Annotated in this window: 14 protein-coding genes, 2 tRNA genes and 1 riboswitch; of the genes, 11 read left to right on the top strand and 5 right to left on the bottom strand. The window is 64.7% G+C overall.

What is annotated here, in order from left to right; all coding sequences use genetic code 11:
- The first annotated feature begins 87 nt into the window (after positions 1-87).
- From NTZ43_06425 to NTZ43_06415, 3 genes are all read left to right on the top strand, one after another.
- Complete coding sequence (locus tag NTZ43_06425) at positions 88-1869, top strand: hypothetical protein (GenBank protein MCX5766841.1); 1782 nt, start codon at positions 88-90, stop codon at positions 1867-1869.
- Positions 1870-1962: 93 nt separating this feature from the next.
- A tRNA-Gly gene (locus tag NTZ43_06420) sits at positions 1963-2035 on the top strand.
- A gap of 96 nt (positions 2036-2131) precedes the next feature.
- A tRNA-Leu gene (locus NTZ43_06415) sits at positions 2132-2216 on the top strand.
- A 73-nt stretch (positions 2217-2289) separates the two neighbouring features.
- On the opposite strand, the gene NTZ43_06410 is transcribed toward NTZ43_06415, so the two are convergent.
- Positions 2290-2748: an LEA type 2 family protein gene (locus NTZ43_06410; GenBank protein MCX5766840.1), complete on the bottom strand. Its 459-nt coding sequence runs from the start codon at positions 2746-2748 to the stop codon at positions 2290-2292.
- 542 nt (positions 2749-3290) lie between these two features.
- Here NTZ43_06410 and NTZ43_06405 point away from each other — a divergent pair.
- Positions 3291-3689, top strand: coding sequence for a BLUF domain-containing protein (locus NTZ43_06405; GenBank protein MCX5766839.1), 399 nt, complete (start codon positions 3291-3293; stop codon positions 3687-3689).
- A gap of 96 nt (positions 3690-3785) precedes the next feature.
- On the opposite strand, the gene NTZ43_06400 is transcribed toward NTZ43_06405, so the two are convergent.
- From NTZ43_06400 to NTZ43_06390, 3 genes are read right to left on the bottom strand one after another with little or no spacing between them, the layout of a single operon-like run.
- Entirely contained in the window at positions 3786-5237 is a 1452-nt protein-coding gene (locus tag NTZ43_06400) for a peptidase dimerization domain-containing protein (protein ID MCX5766838.1), read from the bottom strand.
- Between the two features lie 4 nt (positions 5238-5241).
- Positions 5242-6486, bottom strand: a complete 1245-nt coding sequence (locus NTZ43_06395) for an amidohydrolase family protein (GenBank protein ID MCX5766837.1) — start codon at positions 6484-6486, stop codon at positions 5242-5244.
- A gap of 39 nt (positions 6487-6525) precedes the next feature.
- The gene (locus NTZ43_06390) at positions 6526-7104 is read right to left on the bottom strand and encodes a LuxR C-terminal-related transcriptional regulator (GenBank protein MCX5766836.1); all 579 of its coding nucleotides are present in this window, start codon (positions 7102-7104) and stop codon (positions 6526-6528) included.
- A 74-nt stretch (positions 7105-7178) separates the two neighbouring features.
- On the opposite strand from NTZ43_06390, the gene NTZ43_06385 reads away from it, so the two are divergent.
- Positions 7179-7760, top strand: a complete 582-nt coding sequence (locus tag NTZ43_06385; GenBank protein MCX5766835.1) for a hypothetical protein — start codon at positions 7179-7181, stop codon at positions 7758-7760.
- 15 nt (positions 7761-7775) lie between these two features.
- Here NTZ43_06385 and crcB read toward each other — a convergent pair whose 3' ends face one another.
- Positions 7776-8180 carry a fluoride efflux transporter CrcB gene (gene crcB, locus NTZ43_06380; protein ID MCX5766834.1) on the bottom strand — a complete coding sequence of 135 codons (405 nt, stop codon included), beginning with the start codon at positions 8178-8180 and terminating at the stop codon, positions 7776-7778.
- Positions 8181-8199: 19 nt separating this feature from the next.
- Positions 8200-8262: riboswitch (Fluoride riboswitch) on the bottom strand.
- 108 nt (positions 8263-8370) lie between these two features.
- On the opposite strand from crcB, the gene NTZ43_06375 reads away from it, so the two are divergent.
- Genes NTZ43_06375 through NTZ43_06350 form a run of 6 tightly spaced genes read left to right on the top strand, consistent with a single transcriptional unit; the run spans position 8371 to position 14244 of the window.
- Complete coding sequence (locus NTZ43_06375; GenBank protein ID MCX5766833.1) at positions 8371-9366, top strand: M20/M25/M40 family metallo-hydrolase; 996 nt, start codon at positions 8371-8373, stop codon at positions 9364-9366.
- Positions 9367-9373: 7 nt separating this feature from the next.
- The gene (gene asd, locus NTZ43_06370) at positions 9374-10444 is read left to right on the top strand and encodes an aspartate-semialdehyde dehydrogenase (GenBank protein ID MCX5766832.1); all 1071 of its coding nucleotides are present in this window, start codon (positions 9374-9376) and stop codon (positions 10442-10444) included.
- Positions 10441-11799: a lysine-sensitive aspartokinase 3 gene (gene lysC, locus NTZ43_06365; protein MCX5766831.1), complete on the top strand. Its 1359-nt coding sequence runs from the start codon at positions 10441-10443 to the stop codon at positions 11797-11799. The genes asd and lysC overlap by 4 nt, the downstream gene beginning before the upstream one ends.
- Entirely contained in the window at positions 11796-12503 is a 708-nt protein-coding gene (dapB, locus tag NTZ43_06360) for a 4-hydroxy-tetrahydrodipicolinate reductase (GenBank protein MCX5766830.1), read from the top strand. Before lysC ends, dapB begins: the two co-directional genes overlap by 4 nt.
- Positions 12500-13390: a 4-hydroxy-tetrahydrodipicolinate synthase gene (gene dapA / locus NTZ43_06355; protein ID MCX5766829.1), complete on the top strand. Its 891-nt coding sequence runs from the start codon at positions 12500-12502 to the stop codon at positions 13388-13390. Before dapB ends, dapA begins: the two co-directional genes overlap by 4 nt.
- Positions 13387-14244 (top strand): 2,3,4,5-tetrahydropyridine-2,6-dicarboxylate N-succinyltransferase, encoded by an 858-nt coding sequence (locus NTZ43_06350; protein ID MCX5766828.1) that lies wholly within the window; start codon positions 13387-13389, stop codon positions 14242-14244. The genes dapA and NTZ43_06350 overlap by 4 nt, the downstream gene beginning before the upstream one ends.
- The last annotated feature ends 15 nt before the right edge of the window (positions 14245-14259 follow it).

The raw sequence follows: 14259 nt of genomic DNA, 5'->3' as shown, positions 1-14259 counted from the left end.
GTCGAAACGGTGGTCAGGGGAAGCGAGTCGCCGCGTGAACGGCTACGTTTCACTCGAGATGCATAAGATAACGCCAAGTCATACCCAGTGACACACGACGCGATCCCCTCCGTACCGTGGCAGCTGACGGGCAATCATTGGCTGTCCATCCCCTGTGTGCACCCCGCCGACGCCGCCATCCATGCCGTTGGGATGCTCCATCGGGGTGCGCGATCGGCCATTGAGTTCGCCGGCAGCGCCGATTTTATGACCGGCAATGGGACGCCGCTCCTGCGCCCCACGCTGACGGTGGGTGGCCGCGCGGTGGCGCTCTCGGAGCAGGGGATGGTGTGGGAGCGGGCGCTGCATTGGTTGCCCACCTTTACGAGCACGGTTGGCGACCTCGTGGTGCGCGGGACGATCTTTGCCCCCTTTGGTCGCGACGCGGACATCGCCGGTTTTGTGATTGCGCTTGCGGTGGAAAATCGCGGCGAGGCCGCGGCGGACATCAGTCTCGCGGTGGAAGGCACGCTGGGGCACCGACAACTGCGGGTGCTCTCGCCGCGCCCGTTCACCGATGCGCATCGCGCGACGGCGGTGCACGAGGTGATTGTGCTCGACGGCTCCGAGCCTTCGGGGCCCGTGGCGCTCGCCCTCGCCGCCGATGGTGACGTGACGGTCGAGGTGACCCGGGATGCTGCGCCCGCCTTTGCGATGCGACGCGCGCTGCGCGTCGAGGGGAAAGGGCGCGTGGAAGCGGCATTTTATGTAGGCGCCGGTCCCGAGCGTGATGGCGCCTGCGCCACCGTCGCCGTGCTCAAGCGCCGTGGCTGGCGCGCGCTCCTCAATCTCACGCGCGACGCGATTCGCATGCTAGAGCAGGGCACCGGCATGGAGTCGGTGGACACGCTGATCAATCGCCATTTGCTTTTTGCCTATTTCTATGGCGTGGGGCGTGCGCTCGACGACGCGCAGTTTTATTTGGTGCGGAGTCGCGCGCCCTGGTGTGTGCGCGGCGTGACGGTGCGTGATTGGGAAGCGCTCGCGTGGACGGTGCCCGCGATTCAGCTGGGCGATGCGCCACTCGCACGCGAGCTCATTCTTCGCGCCTGCGAAGTGCACGGCTATGCTCCAGGGCGTGGCGTGCACTACTTCGACGGTACCCTGTTTGAACCGGGATTCACGCTCGAGGGCGCCGCGTCGTATGCGATTGCCACGGAGCGCTACATCCGCGAGACGGGTGACGATCAGATTGTCGAGGAGCCGATCCTCGCCGATACGCTCTATCACTCTGCGGACGACCTCGGCACGCGACGCGACAAAAAGCATCCGTTGTATCACACGGAAGTCACGCTCTCTGGCGCGCCGGCCGCAAAACCGTTTACGCTGCACGGCAACGCCGTGGTGGCGTATGCGCTCGATTGCCTCAAGCGCACACTCGACGAAGAAGAAGCGAAGGAGCTGCAGGACCCCGAAGCCGTGCGCGCGGCCATCCGGCGGCACTTTGTGATTGAGGAAGGCGGGAAGGCGTCGTTTATTGCGGCGGCCGATCTCGCGGGTGGGTACACACAGGACGATGATCCCATTGCCTCGGCGCTCTGGCTGCCGCTGTTTGAGGCGGTGGAACGCACCGATTCGATTTATCGGCGCACGGCCAAACGGGTGGAGGGAGCGCCCGCGCATCTGGCGCAGCAGTTGGCGCGGTTGTTGGGCCCCGATGCGTCGAGCGTGCTCGAGTGGTTGCGTCGCGCGCCGCTCGATCACGGATGGGCCGCGGAGTTTGTGGATGCCGATGGGCGCGCCATTTCGCACGGGGGAGACGCCGCGCTTTCGGGGTTGCTGGCGTACGCCGTGTGGTACACGGTACATGCGCATGGAGTGCGACCATAGGACTGGGCGATCTGGCCGGCCGCCGGCCGCGCGAGGCATAGGCCGGTGGCCGCGCTTGAAGCGGTGCTGTGAGCAACGTATTGTTCGAACGACGCGGGAATAGCTCAGTTGGTAGAGCACAACCTTGCCAAGGTTGGGGTCGCGGGTTCGAGTCCCGTTTCCCGCTCTGTCCGTGTGGTTGGGGGTTGTTCGGTATGCTGGGGAGCGGGAGATGCCGGCGGTCAGGTGCCGCGGTCATCTCCCGTTTGTAGCTTTATGGGCCGCCGGGGTGGCGAAATTGGCTAGACGCGAGGGACTTAAAATCCCTTGACCGCAAGGTCATCTGGGTTCGATTCCCAGCCTCGGCACTGTTGCAGGACAATGAGTTACGCGGGACCGGAAGTACTTCCTTGGTCTTCGGACAGCGCCGGAACGTCAGCGTCAGAGCGAGTCGTAGCGCCCCGAAGTCCTGTACGTCCGCCGGAACCAGCCGAGCGACGTGGCCATGCTGAACTCCCCCTCCACCGTGTATTCCACGCTCCCCCGCTGGGACAGCGCGCCCGAAGCCTTGTTCAGCTCGCGGACGCCAAAGGTCAGCGGCAGCCTCACCGTGGTCGTCTTCTTCCCCGGCAGCTTTACCCGCTCGGTCACTTCGCCCTTGACCACCTGGATCGAGTCGGCGAACACCGTGTAGGTGACGTTGCGGACTTCGAAGTCGGAGTAGTTGGGGTTGTAGACGTCGAGCAAAACGTCCATTAACCCGATACCCCGCATCTGCACCCCCTTGAGCTCCACGGTGGGGTTGTGGAAGGCCACGGCGGCCATCCCGCAGCCGGAGGCGGTGGTCAGCGCAAGAAGCAGCGCCGTGGACAGCGTGCGGCGGTACGATGACAGGCGCATGGCATTGGCCCCGAGGGAAGGAGGGACAGTATGTATTCTACGACGCAATCGGTTGCTCGGATACCGGATAGACCGCGAAACACGGGATCGGCACGCAGTGGCGACCGACTGACCCCGAACTATTAGTCCCTTGCGCGCAAGGTCAGCTGGGTTCGATTCTCAGCCTCGGTACTACAACTGATTCGTTTGGCTCCAGCGGCGATTCCGTGATGGATAACCTGAGGCTCAAGGTCGAAGTAACTGATGGGCAGGGCATCGTTCCATTAGGGCAACTTCCGTCTAGCTTTCCTCATCGCTATTCGAAGAGCGTATGGTCATGCGAATGTCGAATAAAACCTTCCATGGCACGTTCATCAAAGACGACAATGTGGGTCGGGATTTTACGTAGACAGGAGTTGCATTGCGTGGCACGGAGGCGACGGATTCATTCACCTCGTTCCTCGCTGCGCGCACTGTAGTCGGCGCGATGCTCCGCCGCATTCTCCTCGTCCGACTTCCAGACATGCGTCAGGTTATCTACACTCGCTCATTTTGTTCTACTGTTGTCCGACCGTGAGTTGATGAATCGAGTGAGGCGGTGCAAGGGCCGGTGCGACCGAGCCGAGGTCACCGGCGTCCTCCTCTGCGGACGCGAAAACATCATTCATGTGGTCGAAGGGAAGCCGGCGACGATCGACGCGCTACTGGCCAATGCCATGCAGGAGGATGCGACCACAGGCGTCTCGGTGGTGATTGACTGGCAGATCACAAAGCGCACGCATCACAACTGGACGTTCGGCACGAACCGGAATATGCCGCCGCACCCTGGGTTAGAGGGCGTGTTCAACGAGAGGTTTCTCCGGTCGATCTCCCATCCAACGGAGAGTGTTCCGCGAGCGTTATCTGAGATCTTCCTTGACAACTTTCGAGAGTCTTTGAGGATGGCGCCACCGCCGGTCTGAGACCTTCACCAAGCCGGTATCAACAACTCGCGAAAACCGAAAGGGCCACCGCACGTGCGGTGACCCTTCGTCGTCACGGCGCTACCACCGCGAAGCTTACGGAGCCTTGACCACCGGCTTCGGATACGCTTTGTCGAGCGCCGCGATGTACTCGCCGAACAGCGCGCGCGTGGTATCGAACTCCCGTTTGACGGCCGCGCGGTAGTCCGCGCGCGTCGCAAAGTCATAGAGTAGCGACGCCATCGCCTGCGCGTCCACCACAAAACCCTGATGTCCAACCGCGCCGAGTCCGTCGGCTTCCATTTCGTACGTGTGGAAACCGCCGTTTGAAGTGTGCGCCGAGAATCCGACGCCCGGGATGGCGCTCGACACGCTACCGGTCTCTTCGTAACCCTGCGGTTTGCCGGGTTCCTCTTGAACCTTGGTGCCGCCGTATTTCTTGAGGTAGCCGAACGCCACCTCATTGAGCGCGGCCGACGAAATGCCATCGCGCATGCTGCCGTAGGGCTCAATCTTCACCACAGTGCCGGTGGCGAGCGCGGCGGCGCGGGCGGCGTTGTCCACCATCTCACGCACCTGCGCCAAATAGACTTGGTCCGGATAGCGCACGTAGAAGTCGGCCACCGCGCGGTCAGGGACGACGTTTGGCGCCTTGCCCCCCTCGGTGATGATGCCCTGAATGCGCGCTTCGGGACGCAGGTTGCGGCGAATCGCGTCCACATTGTTGAACAGGTGAATCGCGGCCGTGAGCGCGTCGCGTCCTTCCCACGGGGTCATCTGGTGCGCGGGTGCGCCGGAGAAGGTGTATTTCACCCCGTCAATGTTGAGGCAGCACGAGCCAAAGCCATGCGCGGCGCGTTGCGTTCCCATGCTGGAGTGCGAGCGGACAATCACAGCGGCGCCATCAAACACGTGCGCCTCGTGCATCACCGTCTTGGACGGCGGTGGCATCATCTCCTCAGCGGGCGTTCCGTAAAACGTGACGGTGCCAGGCGTCTTGCTCCGCGCGAGGAACTCGGCCACGGCAATCCCCGCAGCGATGCCCGTTGGTCCTTGGGCGCTGTGCTGGTCGCCGTGGAAATCGCCTTTGGTGCCACGGAGCGCGTCGTATTCGAGAATGATGCCAAGGTTCGGACCCGGCGTGCCGCGGCGGTAGCGCGCCACGAAGGCGGTCTGCAGTCCGGCGACACCGATGGTCACGTCAAAGTCATGCGCTTTGAGATAGTCGGTGAGCACGCGCACCGAACGCTCTTCTTTGAAGCCGACCTCTGGATGGCGGGCGATGTCGTCGGCCATCGCGAGGAGTTCGGTGTCCATCAATGTTTTGGCGCGAGCGGCTATGGCGTCGCGGGCGGGGTTGGCGCCCGTCAGTTTCGCCACGAGCGCTGGGACATCGAGCGTGCGCTGGAGCGCGGCCATCTGCTTCACCACGTCGGCGCCTGCGGCGCGCTCGGCGGGCGTGTCCTGCGCGCGCAACGTTGTGGTGAATGCAGCGAACGGCACGAACAGCGCGGCGATGGCGATAGGCCGAAAGTCAAAGGGGAGCATGCGATTATCGTCTCGAGAAGTTGAGTCGGTTCAGGCCGACGCGACCGTTGCTGATCACTAACAAGACGTCCTGAAGGGTGACCGCGTTGACGAGCGGGTTTTCCTCCACCGCGAGGAGGTCGGCTTCGAGTCCCACGGCAATGCGCCCGGTGCGCGCGCCAATGCCAAGCAGCTCGGCGGCGTTCACCGTCGCCGTTTGCAGCGCTTCAAGGGGCGTAAAGCCGATCTCCACAAACCGTGCCACCTCGTGCGACACGCGATTGACGGTCTTGTCGGTGTAGCTCACGTCTGCACCGGCCGCGATCTTGATGCCCAAGCGGCGCGCCTCGAGGATCGTGCGTTTGGCGCGAGGAATCATGTGCATGGCACGCGCGTGCGTAACGGGGTCATCGTAGTCGCCGCCCGGCTCCAGCAAGTCATACAGCGTGCTAAAAGTGGGGACGAACCAGGTGCCGCGCGCTTTCATCAACGCGAGGGTCGAGTCAGAGAGATAGGTGCCATGTTCAATGCTGCGCACGCCGGCCTTGACCGCTGCATACGCGCCCTCGTCGCCGTGCGCGTGCGCCATGACGGGCACCCCCTTCGTGGCGGCTTCTTCCACCACCGCACGCAATTCTTCCTCGGTGTACACCTGCTGGCGCGGGTCGGTGGTCGGCGTTCCGGCGCGTTCCGTGCCACGGGTTTTGATCACATCCACACCGTGACGGAGATTCACGCGCACCAGGGCGCGCAACTGCTCCGGAGTGCGTACGCCACTCATCAGTGGGCCGAGTCCGGTATCCGCGAGTGCGGCATCGCCGATGTCTGGCGTCACAAAGATGCCGGCGGCGAGGAGCTCAGGGCCCACGACGTAGCCCGCTCGCGCCAGATCGCGTAAGGCCACGTCCTTGAACGAGCCGACGCTCGCGCTGCGCGCGGTCGTCACACCGGTTTCCAGCGCTCGTCGCGCGGCCGCGGCATTGTCCAAGTGCGTGTGGGCGTCGATCAGCCCAGGCACCAGGTACTTGCCCGCGAGGTCGATGTGCGTAGCGCCAGCGGGAGCTGCGCCCATGCCGATCGACGCAATCAGTCCATTGTGGAGTACGACGGTCGCGTTGCGGGTGATAGTGCCCGTCGCAACATCCACGACATTCGCATGCGTGATGGCGATGTCGGGGCGAGGCATCGGTGCCTGCGCCTGTGCGCGAACGCCGATGGTGAGACACGCGGTGCCAAGTCCAGCGCGTCGGATGAGTCCGCTAACGTTCATGAGGCCATCAGGGTGAGGGGTGGGGGTGCCACGTGCGGCCTATTGTGCGCGCTCGTCAGCCGGCAGGAGCAAATCCTGCAAGAAGAACGCGGCGAGTTCCGCGCGTCCGTGGAGTCCAGACTTGTTGTACACCGCTACCGCGTGTTGCCGCACCGTGCGCTCACTGCGGTTGGTGAATGAGGCAATGCGTTTGTGACTCTCTCCCTTGAGCAGGAGGAGCGCGACTTCGCGTTCGGTGGGGGTGAGCTCCCATGCGCTGAACCGTTCGTTGATAGCGCGGCCGAGGCCGTCGAGCGCGGACTGTGCGCTGAGGCGCCACGCATCGCGTTCGGCGCGGTGCGACTCCATCGTGGTGCGTAACGTGCCGGCCGACTGCTCGGCGCGTCGCCAACGCAGCCAGAGCACCGCCGCGCCGCTGGCCGACGCCACGACCATGACGACCTCGAATAGCACGTGGAGGGACAACCAGGTGGCCGGTTTGTCGAGGACGAGATCGGTAATCCCACCGAGGCCGATGACCGCCAGCATGGCCGCCAGCGAGATCGGCAGGGGGGCGCCCCCGTCGTCGAGGGCGTCTGGGGGTACGTCATTTGCCGGAGGGAGCGAAAATCGGGTCATATCGCGTCGAATGTCGGATGGTGCGAGCCGCCGAAGGGCAGCAGGTTGCCTCCAACCTCACATCGGAGATCCCCGTGTTGCCCGATCCACTGCATCCTGCTGTCGTGCATTTCCCAATCGTGCTGATGTTTCTTCTCCCAATCTCCGCCCTGGTCGCCCTCTGGGCAATCCGTCGTGGCACCGCGGTGCGCATGGCCTGGGCCGTCCCCGTGGCCTTTGCAGCCGCGCTCACGCTGTCGGCTTGGGCCGCGCTTCAGACCGGCAAAGAGCAGGGGGAGGCGGTTGAAAAACAGGTGTCGGAGTCGGTGATTGAGAACCACGAAGAGGCAGCTGAGCTGTTCCTCATTCTGTCCGGAGTCGTGCTGGTATTGACCGCCGCCGGCGTCGTGAGTGGTCGTGCTGCAGGCGTGGTGCGAACGGTGGCGACCGTGTCGTCGGTGGCGCTGATCATAGCGGGCGCACGCGTCGGCAAGAGCGGCGGATCGCTGGTGTATGAACACGGCGCAGGTGCTGCGATTTCGCAGTCAGCGACGACTGGAGGGGCGGGGGTAGGAGGCGCTGCGGAAGGGGCGAAGGGTGCCGCCGCGGAAGGAGCGAAGGGCGGCGAGCGGGGAGGCGAATCGGAGGCGGACGAGCGCCGCGAACGAAAACGGTAGTCGAAGCGTGTGCTGTCAGCGCTCAAGCACGGCGCGAGCAAGCGCCACGCCGGCAAAGGTGCCGAGCACTGACAGCACAACGCTTGCCGTCACATAGCCAGCCGCGCGCCGATAGTCACCGTACTCCATCAAGGACATCGTCTCGTACGAGAACGTCGAGAAGGTCGTGTACCCGCCGCAAAAGCCGACCGTGAGCATGGCTCGCAGGTCCGGCGAGAGGCTCGTGGAGCCGAGCGAGTACCGCATGAGGAACCCGAGGAGCAGCGAACCGCTCACGTTGATGAGCAGTGTGCCGTAGGGAAAGCCCATTCCGGTGCGTGCCTGCACGAGCGTGCCAAGGACAAAGCGGCTCACCCCGCCGACGGCGCTTCCCAAGCCGATCAGGCCGAGTACTTTCGCGTCGAATCCATTCGTGGGCATAAAAAATCTCCTCCGGAGGTGGTCCGTAGGAGTCATCAGCCCAACCCGGGCGGTTACGGCGAACTCCATCGCCGACCAGCAGCCTCGCTCCAAAATGATGGGCGACCTGTGGCGCGGAGTCAAGCGACCGTGCGATCTCCGTATGGCTCACAGCTACAATGAATCGCGCGTTTTGTATACATTGCATCCTATGACCGACGTCGTTGCCCTCGCCGCCGAGTTACTGGCTGTTCCGTCAACCTCGCGAGAGGAAACGGCGGCTGTGGAGTTCGTGGCACAGTGGCTGACGGCGCGTGGGTGGGAGGTGACCGTGCAGGAAGTCACCCCTGGGCGCGGCAATGTGTGGGCGTCGCGGAGGGGCGGTGGCGTCACGCTCTCTACGCATCTCGATACCGTGCCTCCGTATGTCGCGCCGCGCCTTGAGTCCGACCGTCTCTACGGTCGCGGTGCCTGCGATGCCAAAGGAATTGCCGCCGCCATGATGGTCGCGGCCGAGCGCCTCGCGGCGGCGGGTGAGGAACGGGTGGATTTATTGTTCGTGGTGGGCGAGGAGCGCGGTTCGGATGGTGCGCGTGCCGCCAACACTCTCCCGGCCACGAGTCGTTTTCTGATCAATGGCGAACCCACGGAGAGCCGGCTGGCCAGCGGTTGCAAAGGCGCGCTGCGCGTCACCGTGCGCGTGCGGGGACGCGAGGCTCACTCGGCGTATCCACAGCTAGGCGATTCGGCCATTCTTGGAATGGCGCGACTGCTGACGGAGCTCGACTCGCTTTCGCTTCCGACCGACCCCACGTTAGGGCCGACGACGGTGAACGCCGGACTCATTCGCGGCGGCAGTGCCACCAACATCATTCCCGGATTATGCGAAGTGGAGTTGATGGTGCGCCTCGTGGGTGATGTGGCGCCCGTTCAACAGGCACTCGATGCGTGGGCGGCGGGCCGTGCCGAACTCGAATACGGGTCGTTCATTCCGGCACAACGGTTTCACACGGTGCCCGGCTTTGCCACTGCACCGATGGCCTACACATCCGACATTCCGTTGCTCCCGCGCTGGGGGACCCCGCTGTTGTTCGGTCCTGGTTCGATTCACGTAGCGCACACCGCGACAGAGTTCATTGCCCTCGATGAACTCCGCGCGAGCGTTGACCATTACGAGCGACTGGTGCGGTCGCTCCTTGACTCCTGAGACTGCTGTGAGCGATTCGCGCATTCCCGTTGCCATTCTTGGCGCCACTGGTGCCGTGGGGCAGACGTTCATCCGGCTCTTGGCCGGCCATCCGTGGTTTCGCGTCGCCGAAGTGGCGGCCTCCGAACGTTCGGCGGGCAAATCGTATCGTGACGCCACGCGCTGGATCGAGGGCGACATGCCGGCCGATGTGGCCGCGCTCATTGTGACGAACTGCGACACCACGTCCGTGAAATCGCCGGTGGTGTTTTCGGCGCTCGACGCGGCGGCAGCGGGAGAGCTTGAGCCGGCGTTTGCCAAAGATGGGCGCGTGGTGCTCAGCAATGCCAAGAACTACCGGATGGATGACGACGTGCCACTTGTCATCCCTGAGGTGAATGCGTCGCACTTGGACATTCTCGCCACGCAGCGTGCGCGGCGCGGATGGAGCGGCGCAATTGTCACCAACGCGAACTGTGCCTCCACCACCGCGGTTGTGGCGATGGCGCCGTTGCACGAGCGCTTTGGCGTGCGCCAGTTGTTCGTGACGACCATGCAAGCCGTGTCGGGTGGTGGGTATCCCGGCGTGCCGTCGCTCGACATTCTGGGCAACGTCGTGCCGTACATCGGCGACGAAGAGCCCAAGCTCGAGCGCGAGATGCAAAAGATGCTCGGCACCTTCACCGGCTCGGCGATTGAGTACGCCCCGTTCGTGGTGAGTGCGCACGCCAATCGCGTGCCGGTGGAAAATGGCCACACGATGTGCCTGACGCTCGGATTCGAAACCAAGCCAACCGTGGAGCAAGCGCTCGCGGCGCTCCGTGAATGGCGTGGCGCGGAGATTGTGCGGGGGTTGCCGTCGGCGCCAGACGTGCCGCTGCGCGTACGCGACGAGCTCGATCGCCCGCAACCGCGACGCGACGTCATGGACGGGAAGGGGATGACCACGTCCGTTGGGCGCGTGCGCGCTGACAATATTCTGCATCTACGCTTGGTGGCGATGTCGCACAACACCATCCGCGGCGCGGCGGGCGGTTCCATTCTCAATGCCGAAGTGCTCGTGAAGCAGGGTGTGATTGCGCGGAGCGCTGGCTCGTGATCGTCGCCAAGTTCGGCGGCACATCGGTGGGCGACGCCGCCGCCATTCGGCGGACGGCCGCCATTATTCGCGGCCGACTCGACCGGCATCCTGTTGTCGTGGTCTCGGCGCTCGCCGGTACCACCAACGCGCTGATTGCGTCGGCGGAAATGGCGGCCAACGGCCAGCTCGTTGCCGCCATCGAACAAGTGGAGGCGCTCCGCGAGCGACACTTGGCTACCGCGCGTGAACTCATTGGCACCGGTGCCGACGCGGACGACGTCGCGGCCGAAATTTCGATGTTGTTCGACGAACTCGCACATCTCGCCGAAGCGCTGTCGGTGCTCGGCTATCTCACGCCACGTTCGCTCGACACGATTTCCGCGATGGGCGAGCAGCTCTCCGCGCCGATTGTTGCCGCAGCGTTTCGTCGGCACGACATCGACACCGTGCTGGTGGACGCGCGCCGCGTGCTCATTACCGATGCCACCTTCGGCAAAGCAGAGCCGCAAGAGGAGGCGATCGCGGCGGCCGCGCTCGAGCTCCTCGTGCCGCACGTGAAAGCCGGACGCGTCCCAATCCTCGGTGGCTACATGGGCTCTACGCGCGAGGGAGTGACGACGACGCTCGGGCGCGGCGGCTCTGACTACAGCGCGGCCCTCTTTGGCGCCGCGCTGCAGGCCGAAGCCATCGAAATCTGGACCGACGTCGACGGCATGCTCACCTGCGATCCCCGCGTCGTCACCGGCGCTCAGCTCATTGAGCACATTCGCTTTGACGAAGCCGCCGAACTCGCGAGCTTCGGCGCCAAGGTGTTGCATCCGAATACCATCGCGCCGGCGGTAAAGCGCGGCATCCCCGTATTTGTGTTCAACTCGTTGCGCCCCGATGGCAAAGGAACGCGCATCACCTCCGAGGCCCCCGCATTCCCGGTGCGCGCGATTGCCGGAAAGGGGAACACGATGGTGGTGAAGGTGCACTCGCCCCGCATGCTCGGCATGCCAGGGGCGTTGCGCGCCATCTTCGACGTGTTCGCGCGCCATAAAACATCGGTGGACGTCGTCACGACCTCCGAAGTGTCCGTGTCGCTCACGGTGGATGACGATCAACACCTCGACGCGGTGCTCGCAGAGCTGCGCTCCTTTGGAGATGTGGAGCTCGAACGCAATCGTGGCATCGTCGCGCTGGTGGGCGCCGGGCTTGGCGAAAGCTCGCCGTCTATGGCCAAGGCCATCGCGGCCATTGGCGACACGCGCTTGCATATGCTCTCGCTGAGCGCCACGGGCATTAATCTCACAATGATCGTTGACGGCGATCAAGTAAAGCCCGTGATGCGTCAGTTGCATCAGGCATTCTTTGGCACGGGGGCCGCGTGACCGCGCCTCGGACACGCCTCGCCATTATTGGCGACGGCAAAATGGGATGTGCGGTGGCGGCGCTCGCGTCAGAGCAGGGGTTTGACGTGGTCGCACTGCTCGGCGAAGCGCAGGTGGGTGCGAGCGGTCTCACGCGCGAGTTGCTCGCCGGCGCCGAGGTGGCCATTGAGTTCACCGTTCCGACTGCGGCCGCGGCGAATGTGCGTGCATGCCTCGCCGCCGGCGTGCCGGTGGTCAGTGGCACAACGGGCTGGGACGCCGAACGCGCGACGATCGAGGACGAGGTCCGCCGCAGCGGTGGGGCGTTGCTCTGGGCGCCGAACTTTTCGATCGGCGTACACCTCTTCTCGCGGATCGCTGCCGAGACGGCTCGCATCATGGCGCAGGCCAACGCCGGTTTTGATGCGCACCTCGTGGACACGCATCACAGCGCCAAGCTCGACGCGCCGTCGGGCACCGCGCGTTGGCTCGCCGCCGCCGTTGGGCGCGTGCTCGGTCGCGAGTTGCCGGTGACGAGCATTCGCACGGGGTCAGTGCCCGGCACACACGAACTCGTTTTTGATGCACCGTTCGAACAGATCACTCTCACGCACACGGCCCGCGACCGAAAGGTGTTCGCGTCCGGTGCGCTCACGGCCGCGCGCTGGGTGGCAGGGCGACGCGGCGTGTTCACGCTCGATCACGTGCTTGGGGCCGCCGAATGACCGCATTGCTGAGTGGATGTTCCACCGCGATTGTCACGCCGTTCAACGCCGAGGGCTCGGTGGCCGTCGACACGCTCGCCGCGCTGGTGGATTGGCAGATCGCCGAGGGGATTCACGGCCTCGTGCCGGTGGGTTCCACCGGCGAGGCCGCCACGCTCTCGCTGGAAGAACGCCTGCTCGTGGCGCGCGTGACGGCGGAGCGCGCAGCGGGTCGCGTGCCGGTGATTGCCGGTGCTGGCGGCAACGACACGCGCGTTGCGATCGAAACGTCCAAGCTCATGGCGGCAACCGGCGCCACGCACGTGTTGCATGTGTCGCCCGCGTACAGCAAACCGCCCCAGCGCGGCATCATTGCGCACTTCTGGGCCATTGCCGAGGCGTCGCCGCTTCCGGTGGTGGTGTACAACGTGCCCGGTCGCACGGCGAGCAATCTCGAAGCCGAAACGACGCTCGCGCTCGCTGAACACGAAAACATTGTGGCAGTCAAAGAAGCGAGCGGGAATCTGGCGCAAATCAGCGAGATCATTCGGCACGCGCCGAAAGGGTTTCGCGTGCTATCGGGCGACGATGGGCTCACGCTTGCCGTGATGGCCGCCGGTGGTCACGGGGTGATTTCGGTAATCTCCAACGCCGTGCCGCGCGCAATGAGCGCACTGGCGACGGCCGCCGCTGCGGGGAAGATGGACGAGGCCCGCGCCTTACATCTCTCGCTGCACGATTTTGCCCAGGCCGCGTTTTGTGAATCGAATCCACTCCCCATCAAAGCCGCGTTGCACCTCATGGGAAAGCTCGACAACCGGTTGCGGTTGCCGCTTGTGCCTATGGATGCGCGTCACGAAGAGCGGCTGCGCCTGAGTTTGGTGGCGGCCGGAGCGCTCAGCGCGTGACCGCCTCCCACCTGCACGACCTCGAATCGCGCATCGAAGCGCTGGTGGCGCTGCCCGCTGGCACGCCCGCGCCGAGCGACGCGATGGCGCTCATTGACACCTTGCTCACGGCGCTGGAGCGCGGCGAACTGCGTTCCGCCACGCGCGGCGACGACGGTATCTGGCGCGCAGTGCCGTGGGTGAAGCGCGGCATTCTCGCAGGATTCCGTTTTGGTGCGCTCGCGGATCTCTCGCCAGCCGGCGGCGTCTTTTCGTTCGTCGACAAAGCCACGTACCCGCCGCAGCAGTTTGGCGTGGAGCGCAACGTGCGCGTGGTGCCCGGTGGTTCCACGATTCGGCGCGGCGCGTACATCGCGGCCGGTGTGGTGTGTATGCCGCCGATGTTTGTGAACGTCGGTGCGTACGTTGGCGCCGGTACCATGATCGACTCCCACGCTCTTATTGGTAGTTGCGCGCAGATTGGCGCGCGCTGCCACATCAGCGCGGCCGCACAGGTGGGCGGTGTGCTCGAGCCGGTGAACGCGAGTCCAGTCATCATTGAAGACGATGTCATGATGGGCGGCAACACGGGCGTCTACGAAGGCACCGTCGTGCGGCAGAAAGCGGTCATTGGCGCGGGAGTTGTCCTCACACGAGGCACTCCCGTGTACGATCTCGTGCGCGAGACGGTGTATCGCGCGTCCGCTGATGCGCCGCTGGAAATCCCTGAGGGGGCGGTGGTGGTGCCAGGGGCGCGCAACGTCAGCGGCGGATGGGCCGCGTCGCAGGGACTCGCGTTGCAGACGCCAGTCATTGTGAAGTACCGCGACGAGAAGACCGACCTCGCGACCGCCCTCGAAGGGTGGCTGCGGTAACCATGCGCGTAAGCG

Source organism: Gemmatimonadota bacterium (assembly GCA_026387915.1).
Taxonomy (GTDB): domain Bacteria; phylum Gemmatimonadota; class Gemmatimonadetes; order Gemmatimonadales; family Gemmatimonadaceae; genus Fen-1231.
The sequence above is the reverse complement of the archived record's forward strand: the minus strand, read 5'-3'. Positions and strand labels throughout refer to the sequence as shown.

Excerpts from the sequence above, each read along its gene's own strand:
- NTZ43_06400 (MCX5766838.1), bottom strand. The coding sequence starts at position 5,237 with ATGCTCCCCTTTGACTTTCGGCCTATCGCCATCGCCGCGCTGTTCGTG.
- crcB (MCX5766834.1), bottom strand. The coding sequence starts at position 8,180 with ATGCCCACGAATGGATTCGACGCGAAAGTACTCGGCCTGATCGGCTTG.
- NTZ43_06375 (MCX5766833.1), top strand. The coding sequence starts at position 8,371 with ATGACCGACGTCGTTGCCCTCGCCGCCGAGTTACTGGCTGTTCCGTCA.
- dapA (MCX5766829.1), top strand. The coding sequence starts at position 12,500 with ATGACCGCATTGCTGAGTGGATGTTCCACCGCGATTGTCACGCCGTTC.
- NTZ43_06410 (MCX5766840.1), bottom strand. The coding sequence starts at position 2,748 with ATGCGCCTGTCATCGTACCGCCGCACGCTGTCCACGGCGCTGCTTCTT.
- NTZ43_06395 (MCX5766837.1), bottom strand. The coding sequence starts at position 6,486 with ATGAACGTTAGCGGACTCATCCGACGCGCTGGACTTGGCACCGCGTGT.
- NTZ43_06390 (MCX5766836.1), bottom strand. The coding sequence starts at position 7,104 with ATGACCCGATTTTCGCTCCCTCCGGCAAATGACGTACCCCCAGACGCC.